22 protein-coding genes and 3 pseudogenes are annotated in these 14,789 nt (G+C 36.8%); 11 read left to right on the forward strand and 14 right to left on the reverse strand.

What is annotated here, in order from left to right; genetic code table 11:
* A pseudogene (locus tag J7R12_RS08060) lies at window positions 1–223 on the forward strand (hypothetical protein); the annotation flags it as partial.
* 78 nt (window positions 224–301) lie between these two features.
* Complete coding sequence (locus J7R12_RS08065; protein ID WP_126603878.1) at window positions 302–1,090, forward strand: LbetaH domain-containing protein; 789 nt, start codon at window positions 302–304, stop codon at window positions 1,088–1,090.
* A gap of 686 nt (window positions 1,091–1,776) precedes the next feature.
* Here J7R12_RS08065 and J7R12_RS08070 read toward each other — a convergent pair.
* The 3 genes and pseudogenes from J7R12_RS08070 to J7R12_RS08080 form a co-directional block, all read right to left on the reverse strand.
* Window positions 1,777–1,986 (reverse strand): annotated as a pseudogene (locus J7R12_RS08070) (portal protein); the annotation flags it as partial.
* A complete protein-coding gene (locus J7R12_RS08075; RefSeq protein ID WP_126603876.1) occupies window positions 1,971–3,296 on the reverse strand; it encodes a PBSX family phage terminase large subunit in 1,326 nt (441 codons plus the stop codon). The gene J7R12_RS08075 and the pseudogene J7R12_RS08070, both read right to left, overlap by 16 nt.
* Entirely contained in the window at window positions 3,277–3,591 is a 315-nt protein-coding gene (locus J7R12_RS08080; protein ID WP_126603875.1) for a hypothetical protein, read from the reverse strand. The genes J7R12_RS08075 and J7R12_RS08080 overlap by 20 nt, the downstream gene beginning before the upstream one ends.
* Window positions 3,592–3,890: 299 nt before the next feature.
* Here J7R12_RS08080 and J7R12_RS08085 point away from each other — a divergent pair, with 299 nt between their 5' ends.
* Together J7R12_RS08085 and J7R12_RS08090 are read left to right on the forward strand one after the other, a co-directional pair.
* Window positions 3,891–4,598: a hypothetical protein gene (locus tag J7R12_RS08085; protein ID WP_126603874.1), complete on the forward strand. Its 708-nt coding sequence runs from the start codon at window positions 3,891–3,893 to the stop codon at window positions 4,596–4,598.
* 47 nt (window positions 4,599–4,645) lie between these two features.
* The gene (locus J7R12_RS08090; RefSeq protein WP_126603873.1) at window positions 4,646–5,026 is read left to right on the forward strand and encodes a hypothetical protein; all 381 of its coding nucleotides are present in this window, start codon (window positions 4,646–4,648) and stop codon (window positions 5,024–5,026) included.
* A 188-nt stretch (window positions 5,027–5,214) separates the two neighbouring features.
* Here the strand turns inward: J7R12_RS08090 and J7R12_RS08095 are convergent, their stop codons facing one another.
* From J7R12_RS08095 to ssb, 4 genes are all read right to left on the reverse strand, one after another.
* Window positions 5,215–5,541: a type II toxin-antitoxin system PemK/MazF family toxin gene (locus J7R12_RS08095; RefSeq protein WP_126603872.1), complete on the reverse strand. Its 327-nt coding sequence runs from the start codon at window positions 5,539–5,541 to the stop codon at window positions 5,215–5,217.
* Window positions 5,538–5,795, reverse strand: a complete 258-nt coding sequence (locus tag J7R12_RS08100) for an AbrB/MazE/SpoVT family DNA-binding domain-containing protein (protein WP_126603871.1) — start codon at window positions 5,793–5,795, stop codon at window positions 5,538–5,540. Before J7R12_RS08100 ends, J7R12_RS08095 begins: the two co-directional genes overlap by 4 nt.
* Before the next feature lie 96 nt (window positions 5,796–5,891).
* A complete protein-coding gene (locus tag J7R12_RS08105; RefSeq protein ID WP_126603870.1) occupies window positions 5,892–6,386 on the reverse strand; it encodes a hypothetical protein in 495 nt (164 codons plus the stop codon).
* 52 nt (window positions 6,387–6,438) lie between these two features.
* Window positions 6,439–6,879, reverse strand: coding sequence for a single-stranded DNA-binding protein (gene ssb, locus J7R12_RS08110; RefSeq protein WP_126603985.1), 441 nt, complete (start codon window positions 6,877–6,879; stop codon window positions 6,439–6,441).
* A gap of 188 nt (window positions 6,880–7,067) precedes the next feature.
* Between ssb and J7R12_RS08115 the strand changes: the two genes are divergently transcribed.
* Both J7R12_RS08115 and J7R12_RS08120 read left to right on the forward strand, forming a co-directional pair.
* Window positions 7,068–7,349, forward strand: coding sequence for a type II toxin-antitoxin system RelE/ParE family toxin (locus tag J7R12_RS08115; RefSeq protein ID WP_126603984.1), 282 nt, complete (start codon window positions 7,068–7,070; stop codon window positions 7,347–7,349).
* 16 nt (window positions 7,350–7,365) lie between these two features.
* Window positions 7,366–7,659, forward strand: coding sequence for a HigA family addiction module antitoxin (locus J7R12_RS08120; protein ID WP_126604067.1), 294 nt, complete (start codon window positions 7,366–7,368; stop codon window positions 7,657–7,659).
* 40 nt (window positions 7,660–7,699) lie between these two features.
* Here the strand turns inward: J7R12_RS08120 and J7R12_RS08125 are convergent, their stop codons facing one another.
* The 6 genes from J7R12_RS08125 to J7R12_RS08150 all read right to left on the reverse strand — a co-directional run bounded on the left by J7R12_RS08125 (window position 7,700) and on the right by J7R12_RS08150 (window position 10,916).
* A complete protein-coding gene (locus J7R12_RS08125) occupies window positions 7,700–8,185 on the reverse strand; it encodes a hypothetical protein (protein WP_126603983.1) in 486 nt (161 codons plus the stop codon).
* A 47-nt stretch (window positions 8,186–8,232) separates the two neighbouring features.
* Window positions 8,233–8,751, reverse strand: a complete 519-nt coding sequence (locus tag J7R12_RS08130; protein WP_126603867.1) for a hypothetical protein — start codon at window positions 8,749–8,751, stop codon at window positions 8,233–8,235.
* The gene (locus J7R12_RS08135) at window positions 8,738–9,085 is read right to left on the reverse strand and encodes a hypothetical protein (RefSeq protein ID WP_126603982.1); all 348 of its coding nucleotides are present in this window, start codon (window positions 9,083–9,085) and stop codon (window positions 8,738–8,740) included. Before J7R12_RS08135 ends, J7R12_RS08130 begins: the two co-directional genes overlap by 14 nt.
* Window positions 9,086–9,267: 182 nt before the next feature.
* A complete protein-coding gene (locus tag J7R12_RS08140; RefSeq protein WP_234924863.1) occupies window positions 9,268–9,741 on the reverse strand; it encodes a hypothetical protein in 474 nt (157 codons plus the stop codon).
* Window positions 9,701–10,780 (reverse strand): YdaU family protein, encoded by a 1,080-nt coding sequence (locus J7R12_RS08145; protein WP_126603981.1) that lies wholly within the window; start codon window positions 10,778–10,780, stop codon window positions 9,701–9,703. The genes J7R12_RS08140 and J7R12_RS08145 overlap by 41 nt, the downstream gene beginning before the upstream one ends.
* On the reverse strand, window positions 10,773–10,916 hold the full coding sequence (locus J7R12_RS08150) for a hypothetical protein (protein WP_164713743.1): 144 nt from the start codon (window positions 10,914–10,916) through the stop codon (window positions 10,773–10,775). Before J7R12_RS08150 ends, J7R12_RS08145 begins: the two co-directional genes overlap by 8 nt.
* A gap of 69 nt (window positions 10,917–10,985) precedes the next feature.
* Here J7R12_RS08150 and J7R12_RS08155 point away from each other — a divergent pair, with 69 nt between their 5' ends.
* Window positions 10,986–11,582, forward strand: coding sequence for a hypothetical protein (locus J7R12_RS08155; protein ID WP_126603980.1), 597 nt, complete (start codon window positions 10,986–10,988; stop codon window positions 11,580–11,582).
* Between the two features lie 597 nt (window positions 11,583–12,179).
* On the opposite strand, the gene J7R12_RS08160 is transcribed toward J7R12_RS08155, so the two are convergent.
* Window positions 12,180–12,431 carry a helix-turn-helix transcriptional regulator gene (locus tag J7R12_RS08160; protein WP_126603866.1) on the reverse strand — a complete coding sequence of 84 codons (252 nt, stop codon included), beginning with the start codon at window positions 12,429–12,431 and terminating at the stop codon, window positions 12,180–12,182.
* 109 nt (window positions 12,432–12,540) lie between these two features.
* Here J7R12_RS08160 and J7R12_RS08165 point away from each other — a divergent pair, with 109 nt between their 5' ends.
* The 4 genes and pseudogenes from J7R12_RS08165 to J7R12_RS09085 all read left to right on the forward strand — a co-directional run.
* Window positions 12,541–13,158 (forward strand): LexA family transcriptional regulator, encoded by a 618-nt coding sequence (locus J7R12_RS08165; protein WP_126603978.1) that lies wholly within the window; start codon window positions 12,541–12,543, stop codon window positions 13,156–13,158.
* Between the two features lie 157 nt (window positions 13,159–13,315).
* Window positions 13,316–13,690 (forward strand): hypothetical protein, encoded by a 375-nt coding sequence (locus J7R12_RS08170; RefSeq protein ID WP_126603977.1) that lies wholly within the window; start codon window positions 13,316–13,318, stop codon window positions 13,688–13,690.
* A 63-nt stretch (window positions 13,691–13,753) separates the two neighbouring features.
* Window positions 13,754–14,491 carry an antA/AntB antirepressor family protein gene (locus J7R12_RS08175; protein ID WP_126603976.1) on the forward strand — a complete coding sequence of 246 codons (738 nt, stop codon included), beginning with the start codon at window positions 13,754–13,756 and terminating at the stop codon, window positions 14,489–14,491.
* A 137-nt stretch (window positions 14,492–14,628) separates the two neighbouring features.
* A pseudogene (locus J7R12_RS09085) lies at window positions 14,629–14,789 on the forward strand (ERF family protein); the annotation flags it as partial.

Consider the following 14,789-nt stretch of genomic DNA (forward strand, 5'->3'; position numbering starts at 1 on the left):
TATCATTTTTGATCATGCTCATGTCTATGGCAATGCAAGAATTTATGATCATGCCCGTGTGATAAATCATCTCCATGTTTGTGAATATGCCAATCTTCACGGCATGGTTATGATTTTAGAAAAGACAAGTGATGATATTGAAACAAGAGCTTATGTCGAACAGCTTTCTCATAATGAATTAAGAATTTTCTGGCTGCGTAATAAAGCCCTTTTAAACATCTAGGGTGCTGCGGGGGCGCCCCTCTCCTTCAAATATTTTCCATTCAAATTTTAACACAATCAAAATTGTGAGGCGTTTGTTATGTCTAAAAAATACAAATTAACCAATGAAATGAAACAATTGAAAGATAAAAGTACTCAAAAAATTACCAAGCTTTATCGCATTCGTGCTTTAAGAAATTTCGATGATGTCAAGGTGGGGGACCTTGGGGGTTTTATTGAAAAGGAAAGCAATCTCTCTCATGATGGCAACTGCTGGGTTTATGATGATGCATGGGTTTATGGATATGCCCGTGTTTCTGAGAATGCAAAAATACGTCATCAGTCTCAAGTGTGTGGTCAAGTCTATGGCAATGCGCAAATTTGTGATCAGGCTTTTATTTCTCAATATGCAAAAGTTTATGACAATGCGCGTGTTTCTAAAAATGCTTATGTCTATGGCTATGTTTATGGCAAGGCTCGTGTTTATGGCAATAGCCGCGTTTATTCTGAAGCGCATGTTTATGGCAATGCGCATCTTTCTCATAATAGTTGTGTTTTTGATTATGCAAGGCTCTATGGCAATGCGAGGGTTTCAGGTTCTGCCCGTCTTTTTAATTATGCGCATGTTTATGGTCATGCTGTTATTAACAACCGTGCAAAAATCTATGGCAAGGTTTATGGCTATGCAAAAGTGAGTGGCTGTGCTGAAATTTATGGCTCTGTTTATGAAAAAGCTCAGGTTTCTTACACTATTAAGGTCTGGGGTCGTGTCCATGGGAGGGCGCTTCTCAATAGACAAAGTAAGATTAAGGAGGTTCCCCAAAATAAGGAAGTTTACAAAAGTGATATTCTTATGGAGCTTATTGAGAAAATTGAGACAGAAGAATAAACAACAAACGCGGGGGCGCTTTTTATGTTTAATGCCATCTCAAAAGAAAAAAGTACAAAAAAGAAAGCCGTGCCAATTTATATGACGCGGCTTTTAAATGAAATGTAACTAAAAAATACAAATTAACAAATGAATAAATACGTATATACAAAATGTATTAATATCGCAAGTGCTCTATTCTCTTTATTAAAAACTTATTCAAAAGAATATAAATGAATGCTTCTGAAAGCGCTCTTTTAGATCATCACATTTGAATAAAAAAAGCCTATTAGTTTTGTGATGCTTTCAAACCTATCAATAACAATGCCCTCATATTTGAGGTGACTAAAATTAGCCAATCCAAATTTGGATTAATCCCTTTCAAAAGAAAACATTTCAAATCTTTGCATTTAAAAAGCTCTCATATTCAATTGCGTTTTAACAATGCGATTTATTATGATAAAAACGTATCATAAAATTTATGACCTGTTATGAATGATAACTGCTTTGCATTTCATTTGAATGCTCCCATGCGTTATAATATTGGCATCATGATTTGCTTTTTATGCTCTGTTTATAGATGGCTATTGTTTATAAAAAATGTTCAATTGAATCGTGCATAAAAGTGTGGATTCTTAAGTGGATTCATATAAAATAAATACACTTAATCTATTGATTTTATTGTGTTTTTCTTAATACTGCGCCTTCATAACAGGACGGCGTTGCTCTTTTAAAACCGCAAGATCTTCTTCCGCCCATTGGCGACCATTATAAAAATCAAAATCTTCACGCGCCTGTTCACGCCATTCGTTGACATGTTCAATATCTTCTGCGTACCAAGACTTTAAACGCTTATAGAGTTCATATTCATCAAAATCTGTCGTTTTTTGAAAGTCTTGATCTAGAATGCCATCCATGATGCCGCTTCTCTTTCCATAGTACAATAACGCTCTTGCTTGGATTTGACACGGGGTGCTTCATAGACAATGCACATTAAACCAAAAGCATCCGCCCCATGGCTCGACCAATCGTGCTCTGCACCCAAACCAATGCCGCGCTTCTCATCCCATTTCTCGTGATACCAATTCAGTGCTTTGCGCCCTGCTACCGTCATCTCTTCATTGAACCATACTGACGGCAATATCCGTCGCACCGCCTCTATACGCATCTTAACCGCTCCTGCCCCCTGATTAGGGATCACTTGCGTTTCAAAACCCGCATCATTTAAAGCACTCTCAAAACTCACATTGTGCACACGATCTCTCGTCGCACCGTCATGAGGAAGCACCATCAATGCCTTCTCATAGCCATTTTGACGCAACCACCCTATATGCTCCGATAACGGTTGTCCCTGTGCTTCGTAATAATTAAGCACTCTGATTTCTCGACCAACAAACTGCGCTATCCATATCGCCGTCGCATCTGCCTTGGCTCCTGTTCCCCCAATGTCCCAAAAGGCGCGTATCTGCATCAAGGGGTCGCGCGCAACACGCCCTATCCTTCCCTCCTGCTCGGCTGCCAACATTTCCTTTTGATAATAAGCGCCTTGAACAGCTTTCAGATAATCCCCTTCCCAGATATGCTTATAGGTTTCGGGGCGGTTTCTCAGATCATCCAATCGTGCTTCATTCAAGATCTTGGGAAACTTCGGATTGTCTGACCAGTTGATCTCCACACGCTTGATTGCCTCATTGTCTGAAAAACGAAATCGCTTCTCAACGGGGGCATTCTCTCGCAATGGGTTCCATGTCACCCATAACTCTGCCCGCCATCCCTCTCCCTCTTCTCGCAAAGTCGGTATAAGCGTTTGCCAAGCCGTCTCTGTAACGGGCTCTGCCTCATCAACCCAACAAAGCAAAATACGCCCCATCGACTTGATACTGGCTATATTCCGGTCAAGACCAGAAAACTGAAAGGCTATACGACCATCTATCGATTTAATCGACGACTCCCCAACCTTGTAATAGTCCTTTAAAAAGTCATGTGCTTCAATGGCGCGCTTAATCTCCTCCAATGAACTTTCTGCTAGCGAGTTTTGAAACTGCCGTGCACAAAGAATAGTGCCTGATATCCCTCCCATACCAAATTGATAGCCCTTTAAAGCTGCCATCAAGGCAAAAGATCTTGTCTTGCCTGACCCTCGTCCTCCCCAAGCCGCACGCACTGCTGCCTTGCCTGAAAAGATTGGTATCAGCTTTGGTACTATATTAATCTGTGCTATCGTCATCAACCAAAGGAGCAATCTCTACACGCGTTATCGTCTTTATCGCTCCACCATCCTCGCCTGTAACCTGTAAAGGCAACACCTTGCCAAGCAATGCTAAATAAGCAGCGGGGCATTTGATTGCCTGCTTTTCGAGGTAAGAGATCAAACCATCATCACCATATTTTTTACCAGCACGCTCTGCAGCTTTAAGCACTGCCTCTTTCAAAATACGTGTCGTTTTGTTTGGCACGCCTTTTACCCGCCCTTGACCAGCCTTTGGGGGCGTTCTTTTTGCAAGTTTCTCAGTAGTGTTCATGAGGATTTCTTTTTGTGAAAAGGATAACAAAAAACCCCGCAAATGCAGGGCTCTGAACAATCATATAATAATTTTAAGAGAAGTTATATCTCCTTCACTGTAATTTTAGACGCAATTCGACCAACTACAGCAGCGCCATTAAATACGACTTTTAACACATTGTCAACAAAAAAAATCACGATATTGTATATTTTTTATTTTTTTATCTAAATCTAGTGCCATCAATAACCAACAATTCATAATTGTATCATCTAGTCGAATCAAGTATAAAATTGAAAACTGCTAAAAAGGGGGGAAAAATGTGGTTTATCATAAAAACTACAATCATTATCTTAATAGTTCTATTTGTACTTGATGCGATTGCAATTCCAATTATTTACGGCATTGGACTATTGGTAAGGGGAATATTTAATACACTAGGGACGATACTAAATGCAGTAGGTAACGTACTATTAACAATAATATTACCAACATTAGAAACTATCGACTATGCCCTTACAAAGGATAAAAGCGAATGGAATAAAATAATTGAAGAACGAAAAAAATTTAAGGAATATCAATCGATTAAAAAAGAAAATGGAGAAGAAACGATAAATTACTACTTTCGCCTTGTTAAACGCGGATTATTTTTATTCTTAAGCCTTATGGCGCTCTTCTACTTTGCAGCAGCAATTACTTTAATAATTATGTTTTCTACAGTGTATATACTTGCTAGCTGTTTCCCTCACTCTTCTGTTCCTTATTTTATAGGAACAATCATTTTAATACTTAGTCTTCCTCTTACGGTCTGCATGGCGCCAGTTCAATATAGAATCCAAGCACTACCTGTTTCATTTTTATTACAGACAATACTTCTCTGGATTCAATTTTGCAAAATCCTCTCTATAAATACTGTACTCTATATTATAGCCTTTGAAATATTCATATATATATTATTTAGCTTTTCCCACTTAGTGTTCATAACCGAAATATCAGAAAAGAAATCAACTGCTTCTGAAACATTATAAATATTTATGAAGAATATAAAGCAATTAAGAAAGAAAATGATACTAACATGACAGCCCAAACACCACAAATATCAAAGACATTTCTTAAAGAACGGGATGATACATATTCTTTATGGAAAGAAGTACTCAATCTACAAAAAGAAATTCATGAAACAAGAAATGCTGGTGTTGTTTCAAAAAAAGAAATTATATTAATAACCCTCATAAGCGTATGTTTGGGTCTTATTCTCTTAGTATTAGGCAATGCAGATAAAGACCAGATGGATGCCATAACCGCAATAGGACTGGTATGCGTATTGCTCATATATACTTCCTTACCAATCTCTTTGGTACTGTACATCGTGATAAAGAGAAAACTGAAAAAAGCCATTGAGCAACTAGACGAAGAAATTGCTAACCAAACCACAGAAATAAGAAGGGAAAAATAACTATGGCAATAATTGCAATAATATTTTCTATTTTTCTTCCTTACTCTATTATTAAGCACCTGAAACTGTACCGCAAAGTGGCTAAAGCACGGAATTTATTGTTTCAGGAGAAAAACCTGCAGCACAACTGATCATATGTCTTGTCAATTTATGTCCGTTCTGAAAAGCTGGATCTTACACGTAATTGATTAACTAAAGATCGTAACAACCTTCGCCAATACCTCATCCATAATAGCTGTTGGCAAACTTTCTACTTTACGCCCATTGCGCACCACCAAATCGAGAACACGGGGTTGATCGCAACGAATGACACCCCTTGTTCTTGTACCCATAAGCGGCACCGCAAATCCAATACGACGTGCAAAATTTCCACCGCTTGTGATCGGCAAAATAACGGGTAAACCTGTTGCTTGATTAAAATCATCAGGAGAAACAATGACGACAGGACGATACCCACGCTGTTCTCGTCCTTGAATTGGTTCCAAATCTACCATATAGATGTCACCACGCCTCATATAAGCTCGCCCCCAACAGCAGAGGCATCAACCCACTCACGGTCTTCAGGTGATTGTGGCTGCGAATAATCGGAAGCAGCTAATAACTCAGCCATCGTGTAGCGCGACTGAACTGATGGTTCAACAACAAGACGGCCATTATCAATAGCCAAACCAACTTGCGTGTTTTCAGAAAGATGAAGAACATCAAGCAATGCGGGCGGTATAGAGAGCATAACTGACCCTCCAACTTTACGTAATTTTGTTGTGTGCATAAAACACTCCCTTTAATATTATATAAAAATATAACATTCTAGTGCATATTCTTCAAGAGGTTTTCATGCTTTTATGGAAAAAGAACAATAAAACATTTACCATTTAGTTTTTCTGTCAAAATATTTATGAAGCGCGTTAAGAGCGACCCGCAATGAATTCACAAGATGTGGTAATGTTTGGTCTTCTATAGCAATATATTGTATTGCTGCATAAAGATTATACTGTCTATAGAGATGTTGTGTTTCTTTTATCACCTCTTGCATATTAAAAAACTGCTCTGTTGCAAATTCGACCCATTTCTCTCTTGCTTTGTCATCAGAAGATGATGGTATTTCATCATAAACAGCGCTTGGTAAACCTTTTGCACACAAATAGTCATTTTTTATTTCAAGATATTTTTGAGCGGCATCATACTGGTCTTGAGTAAGCACGCCTTGCAAACAAAGCCGCCCAATATAGGTACTAGCAAGCGGATTTTTCGCCTCTTCTATAGTCAAGCCAAAGCGTTTAGCACGCATTTCAATTGCCAATCGATCAACAGGATCTTGACGTACTTTCACCTGTGAAATGTAAGCATCTTTCTCTCTCATACATCCCCTAATCTGTGGAGCCCACATTTTCCCTTTTGTCATATTTTTTCAATCAAAATGGCATGCTATCATTAAGAGATATACCATAATCAGAAGCACCTGAAGCGATAGCATAACTTTGGGAAGTAACAGGTGAAGAAGATTGTCCTTTCTTTGCATCAAGCAAATACAATTCGCCTTTGAATTGTGGTAAGACAATTTCTGTTGAGTAACGTTCATGTCCATTTTTATCTTGCCATTTGCGTGTCTGTAATTTGCCTTCTACATAAACCTTTGAACCTTTATTCAAATATTGAAGCGCTATTTTTGCCAAATGTGGATTGAAAACTACAACGGAATGCCATTCTGTCTTTTCTATTTTTTGATTGGTCTTTTTATCTGTATAGCTTTCAGAAGTTGCTATACGAAAATTGACTACCTCTACTCCAGAGGTCATAGTTTTGCTTTCGGGATCAGCACCCAAATGCCCGATTAACGTCACTTTATTTAACATGCTTGTAAGTTCCATTTGATGTGCAATTTATACATGCAAAATCTTAGCATTATTTGCATATTTTTTCAATTATTTCAAAATGATATTGTTATTTTTTAACATATAAAATTATGTTTTAAGGTGCTCTAAATAAATAACGATTGACACAAGTGCATGGTGTATAGTATCAAGTATCAAAAGGGAAATATATGGCAATTGTTAGCTTTAAGCATAAAGGATTGAAATTATTCTTTGAAAGAGGAGTTTGCAAAGGTATACAACCCGCACATGCTAAAAAAATAGCAAATATTTTGGTAATTTTAGATACGATATCTTCTCCTGAACAAGTAACCCTTAAATCGTATCGTCTCCATGAGCTTACAGGCAATTTAAAAGGTTATTGGTCGATGCGTGTCAATGCCAATTGGCGTGTTACTTTTCGCTTTATAGGAACAGATGTTGAACTTGTTGATTATCAAGACTATCATTGATTTTTGAGGTATTATGATGATGTACAATCCTCCACACCCTGGCGGCATTTTGAAAGAAGAATTGCTTGATGAATTAGGGTTATCAGTAACAGAAGCAGCACATCGTCTCGGTGTTGCGCGTTTAACTTTATCACGCGTCTTAAATTGTCATGCGGTGATTAGTATTAACCTAGCTTTACGGTTAGAAAAAGCGGGGTTAAATGATGCGGAATTTTGGCTTAAATTGCAACAAAAACATGATTTGTGGCAAGCTCGGCATAATAGCCCAATCCCACATATTTCACCTTTAGAGCAAGCTGGACACCTTTAGAAATTAATATCTACTCTGTCCTAAAACCCACATAGTTTCTTCAATTTTTAAGCTTTTCAAAAGACAAAACTTCTATATAAGTTTTGTAGTTCTTATTGTAACCAAAATATCGCATACCGTCGTTTGTTTTAGTTAAATCCAAAAGATTACAATATCTTCTCATATTTTCAGTTAAACTACAGACAATATAGCAAAATCCAGGAATATTTTGAGATGCTGGTATTGGACATCCATCCATCGTGAAAGCCTCACCTTTACGAACTTTGTTTAAATAATCAAAAACACGGTTAACCAAGCCTTTATCCATTGGATCTATTTCATGTTTTGTTGGTTGTTCGATATTTACGATTATAATGGATTCAAGTGGAAAAGACTTGGTCTTGGAAACTAAAAAAGGACCGTCGTATATATGCTTAAAGTCATAAAAATCAGTTTTTATAAAACCATTAATGTTCTTCAGATGAACATCAAGCATATCAAGGAGAACCTTAGTATTTCCATCAGATTGAGGTATTAATCTGTTCACTGAATCCTCCTGTATATATAACGAAAACTCTATCAAAATCGGAAATTTCACTGTGGCTTGATAATGGAACACTGCAGGGTGAGGATAGATATATTTATCAAACTGCGTGTACGCAAAATAAGAAAGAATATACAAACTAAAAGAGAGTACCAAAGAGCAATATCTGAGTACCAAAGTATGGTATCCAATGAAAAAGAAAGCTTGTGCTCCACGTACTTAGAAATAGCAAGCAAAGAAACAGTTTCTTTATAACTATTTGGGAAAATTAAAACGACAAGTGCTAAAATTATTATATTTAAGAGTTGGTGCATATATTGTTGTAAATCACGTGTTAGTTTCACCCAAGCCGTTGTATCATCATCTTTATATTTTGGGTTGTTCTGCAACTCAGAAGGGATATTAGAATTGCATAAAATTGCAAAAACAGTTGTTACTACCACCAAAGAAACAGACGCGAATGTCAAAATACTCTGAATAACATCAATATTTTTTCTTATTCCTAAAAAACATAAAAATATAAAAGTTATAATGCCAAACAAGGCTCTTAGCTGTTTATCTGTAAACATGTTCTTTTCCTGTGTTTTTCGATATTTTTTTGATCTCTCTGTTGATCTCGTCTATGAGAGGTTTGATATTCAGAACGCTTTTAGGGACATCACCCCCATAAACCCATGCTTTCACTTGCGCTTTGGTACTAAAATCCGCATTTTCTGGTGTGGTATAATACTGCCCACCATCAAACTTTTCACACTCTCTTGTGCCATCTTCATATTCGTAGAGATTGTAAAAATACTCAGCTGCTCCGTCCCCCCAAGGAACATAACCAACAGCTGTTGCAACAAATTCTTTTTTCATTGGCTGTTTACGCTTTTTTAAGAATAGATCTTTTAATATTCTCATGTTTTTAGTCCATAATTTTACTAATTGGTCTATTTGCCTCAAATTTGATCGTACAAAGCGTTTTTAATTCCTTATGTGGGTTGTATCAAAAAATTACTAAATCGCTTTGTACTGTACCTTTTTATCGATTTAAATGCATATATAATCACAAAACAATCACCACTTTTCACTATTTTGCTGTCTCAAATGTTTTTCATTGTTCCCCCAAGCCCAGTTAAAGTTTCTTCAAGATCTTGCTTTTCAACCAACGTGAGTGGTTTTGAATTCTCTCTCATTGCCTTCTCTTTCAGCCTTTTTTCACGGGTGTTCAAAACAGCCTTGCGAACAACATTTGCTTTGTTCAAAAGATTGGTTTCCAAATCACGACACAATCTCACAAGCTCGCGGGTACTTGGAAAAAACGTATCCGATAAACCTTCTACCTCATCACACAAAATCCGTTTTACCGTTTTCATCAGTGACCATGCAGAAACACTTTCCAAAACCATTCCATAGGTAAGCGCCATTCCCTCATGATCTGCCTGTTGCGATATTTTCAAACCACACGAAAGCATCCGAATTGCCTTGGCTATGTCCTCTTTGCTCGCTTTCACTGAAAACAACTCGTGAAGTTGATCACAAGCATCTAAGGCAATCGCTTCCTGCTGTTGTGTCAATGCACTGCCATTCTTCAAAACCAAAGGGAACCCTGAGGCTATCATTTCGTGAATGTGCTTCAAAGTGACCTCGAGACCCGATATCAAGGATGCTGTCTGCGATGCGTTCACCAACGCTTTTTTGCCTTTGAGAGTGATTTCCATAGTTTCCACCTACCTGTTTTTCTTTTTTCTTGGCTAGAGTTCCATTCCGGTTTGTAACCCAATTGTACCAAGTCCTTTGCCAATCCGTTTTGGTTGCATCTTTTCCTGATCTTGCTAGCCAAAAATTTTTGAACCGTTCGGTTTCTAACAGCGCCTCATCATGCGTTAAGCCTTTATCGATTGCGTATTGCAAATTAGGTTCAAAATCCTCTGGCAATCGACAACCGCGATTAGCTTGCGCTCGTTTTGCTTTTTGGGAAACGTTCTCTTGCTCGTGAATGGGAGGTTGGTTTTCAGATACCGTTGTGATTTGTTCTGGTTGGTTTTCGCAAGCAGCAACCTCAGTTGGCTCGTCAACCTGTTCGTTCGTTTCTAAATTTTCAGAATCGATTTCTTTTTTTGCTAACACGATAGTGTTAGTTTTTTTATATATATTCTTATTCTGGTTCTTTATAGCTTGATTTTGCTTAGCATTTGCTTCAGCAAAAAAAACGTTTTGCTTGTCATTTGCTTCAGCAAAATTATTAACATGTTGTTTTGTATTGTTTTTTGCTTGCGCACCTTTTTTACCAGCTTCACTACGAACTTGCGATATGTGCTCTTTTTTATCAGCAAAATCGTTCAGCTCTTCTTCAACGCGCGTATTCCACAATCCATTATCTGTCTCAACAAGTTTATTATTCCTCATTAAGTATTCGACAATAGCTGCAAATTTTTTCTGCGAACAATGACAAACGCGTGCAAGCGTTTGAAAATCTGTTTTAAGTGGTTCTTTTTTTTCATACATGCAAACGAGAAGGGTTATATAAACCCCCCGTTGTTCAGATGTCATTCCATTTGTACCACTTATCCAGTCATACAAATGGAATCTTATCCATGGCATTGCATTAGACATGCGCGCCCCCTTCTTTCATTAAATATAAAATTGCTAAAGCATCTGCTTCGTTGTCGTCTTTAAGCGCATACCCTTTGGAACATATCGCCCAGCCTGTCTTAGTACCTAGATCAAGACAGAGAATCGTGTTAGTCATTTGTTATTCCATTAAAAATTATTTTTACAAAGCCGTTCAACGGTAATTATTTTCGAAATGGGGGGGGAAATGCCTCAAGTAGTGTCTAAATTGTTTTCTATTTCTTCTGTTCTTATTAATTTCGCACATACAATTTTTTCAATTTACACTAAGTACAAAGAACAGGAAGAACGAAAACTAGGACCCAAATTAGAACTGAAATCTATTTCCCAACCAAGAGGTGATAGTGTTATTCCATCAAAGAAAGGAGGATTTAATATAATCACAGCATCGTTGGTTCATTTACAAGTAACTTTCTATAACCCTACAAAACAGATGATTAGACTGAATCATATATGGATAGATAAAAAGAGCCCCTTTCAATTTGTTCATGTCTCATATCCTAAATCCAACTTAGAATTGCAAAAACAAACAGAAGACATCTTCATTAAAACACAAGAAAACCACGTCAACTTGATAACCCCTAAACTCAACCCAATCCAAAATGAATGGTATGATCTATTTAGTATTGGGAGTAAAAGCGAACTAACATTTTTACTCATTTTTGCAATGCGCAATCCATCTGAAATACAGCCTATAAATATCATTGTAGAACATACTTCTCCAAATTATCCGACAAAAACACTCAAACCTAATTTTTATCTTGGTTCCTTTTGTGATGACTAGTACTCTAATTTCACGGAACTAAAAGTAATCAAATTCACTTACTTTCTTTCTCTTATGAGCGGATAGTTTCTCTATCTTATCTCGTTGCATTCAATGTATAGACCGATTATATTTCTGAAAATTATCTATAAGATACTTTTTGAAACCATATGCGTCACCATATGCCCTGATGGACAATGAAGGTCCTAAAGTACTTTGAACTATCAAATTATCATTTGCATCAAGAGAAAAATTCCAATCAGAATCATGAAAAATAATTTTGCTGCCGTCTGGAAAATCCATTTCTTTTATTGAATCTTTCAAAATGTGAAAAGTGTAATATGGTCTTTGCAACACCTTTGTAGAGCTTTGCATTTTTTTATGAGAGACATAAAAACAAAAAATCGTGATTACATTGGTCGTAAAAAGCATAATAATCATTGCGAAATTGTAATACATCTCTAAGCTTTCTTTTTTCTCATAATTTTGCCCCTATCTATTATTGTACCAGTGAAAAAATACAATTATATTCAAAACGATAACTGATATGGACAGTAATGATATTGCTAAACCGTAATCCATTTTTATTTTCCTTTCTTCATATTATTTAATGCCTGTTTAAGAGTGTGAATGGTGCTGTTGCTGTTCATTATTGTCTGTAGGAGCAGCAATAAAAGCAGAACTAGAAACAGAGCTGCCTTTCAATTCTTGCAGCTTTAAATAATTTATTACAGAGATAGATCCTCTTTTTTCCCACTTGCAAACTGCTGCTTGAGTTACACCAAGCATTTTCGCCATTTCTGATTGTGTCCAATTAAATTTGCCTCGTATTGACTTAGCCAAATTCTTAAAATCTTCTCGTTGATCCATTTACAAGCTCCAATTACAGCTTTGTCTTATTTTATTCGTATAATTATAGTTATACAAAGTCAAGGAAATTTATCTTTATCAACGATAAAAAAATAAGGTAAGCAGAAGTATGAGTAATAAATCTAATATCATAAGCACATTAAAAAAGATTTTGACCGAGTTTAACTTAACGCAAGAAGATGTAGCCAAACGGTTAAACGTAACACAAGCTTCAGTGTCTAAGTGGTTAAAAGATTCTGATCCACGCGGCTCTAATCGAGATGCCATTTTAGAATTATATAAAGAACTAAAAGGAGACAATCACTTAACAACTTTTGTTCCTCTTATGGGGTATATTGGAGCAGGAACACAGATAGATCCAAGCTTTGAACAAATCCCAGAAGATGGTCTTGAACAAGTAGAAATTCCTTTTGCTTTACCTGATGATATGGTTGCTTTTGAAGTTAAAGGAGATTCTATGCTTCCAGCTTATAAAGATGGAGATATGGTTATCGTAAGACGGCGCCAAATTAAAACAATAGAATCCTTTTTTGGCAAAGAAGCCGTTATTTTAACACATGATAATAAAAGATATATAAAGCAGATTAGCAGGGGCATGAATGGTGAAATAGATCTGCTTTCTTGGAATGCCTCACCCATTAAGAATGTTAAAATTGTGTGGGTTGGAGAGATATTTGCTATTTTGCCAATAAGTTCTTACAGCAAGATGATTCGGACTTATCGCTAATTATCCTCCCCTCTTATTCAGCAAGATATTATAATAATTTTTATAAAAAATATAACTTTTTATAATTTTTTGCTTGCTATTTTATAATTATAGTTATATAAGTAATTATACAAACCGCAAATAAACAATTGCCAAGAGGCGTTGGGGAGGAGAAATTATGGAAAATCCAATTCTTATTAATTCCGATGAAATTTTATTAGTTGTTTACGATGATGATCAACACATTGGAGAGTCAGGTCCGCTTGATGAAAGCCAAATTTTAGAGATTGTTGACGAAGCAGATGATGCAATCCAAATCCTTCGCATAAATCCTTCTGAGAACAGTTGCGAAGATATTTCTGAAGATATCGCGGAATTTTATCTTAGAGAACGTGAAGAACAGTGTTTCAACGGAAACATACCTCATGACTTTATTTTACACAGCACAGCATACGGTTTTTTTTTAGACGATATAAAACAGCGTGAATATGACGATGCAATGTACGGTACTTACGAACAACAACACCGTTTGCGTCCTTGTGATGTGCTTTAAAAATAAGGGGCGCTTAAGCCCCTTCGCAAACAATATCATCGATACTAGGCAACGGAATTTATTATGAGCAATCTCATTACAATATCAGAAAGCACTGTTAATAACACAAGGGTTCCAACAGTCAACGCACGTGAATTACATGCGTTTTTGCAAAGCAAACAAGATTTTTCCACTTGGATAAAAAAACGCATCATGGCGTATGCTTTTCTTGACGGACAAGACTTTATTCGCTTCCACAAAAAAGTGGAGGCAAACAATGCCATAGCAGTAGAATACCACCTCACATTAGATATGGCAAAAGAATTAGCCATGGTAGAGCGTAATGAAAAAGGGAAACAAGCCCGTCAATATTTTATTGAATGTGAACGGCGTGCAAAGAAACCTTTAGACCTTGCAAATGCTTTAGAAGACCCTCTGTTTGTGAAAAAATTGCTTTTAGAAAGCGTCACACAATTAGAGATTTTAAAAAGTGAAGTGAGTACCCTTAAACCAAAGGCTATGGCTCTTGAAAGCTTACAGCGTCATAATGGACTCTTTGGTCTTACAGAAGCCGCTAAAATACTCGAGATGCAACCAAAACAGTTCATTCTCTTCTTACAGAAAAAAGGTTGGGTTTACAGACGAGCAGCAGGTGGAAATTTGCTTCCTTATCAAGACAAAATCCAAAAGAAACTTATGGATTGTCCAACCATCACACTTCAAACCGCAAGTGGAATAGAAAAAGTCATTCCTTGCGCAAAAATCACAGCAAAAGGAATTGGTGTGCTGTCTCAAGAGCTTAAAAAACAAAGCATGCATTAAGAGCAATAATCATGGAAAAGAAATACGAACGACTAATCTTATAGTATCTCTATAAGCCGTTTCTAACCACACAACCAACTTTTAAAACAAGCGTGATTCACGCCACGGGAGAATTGCGTGCAATGGAGGAAATCAAGATGAGTGAACAAAACACTAACCTAACAGAAATTAAAGAAACACATCATTTAGCAGCCAAACAAACTGCTATGGAACGCATTTTAACCAGAGCCTTAGAAAGTGACGTCGATATGGACCGTCTCGAGCGTCTCATTGCCTTACGAGAAAAAGAAATAGAAAG

It is taken from the genome of Bartonella vinsonii subsp. vinsonii, assembly GCF_902825235.1.
GTDB classification, from domain to species: Bacteria; Pseudomonadota; Alphaproteobacteria; order Rhizobiales; family Rhizobiaceae; genus Bartonella; species Bartonella vinsonii.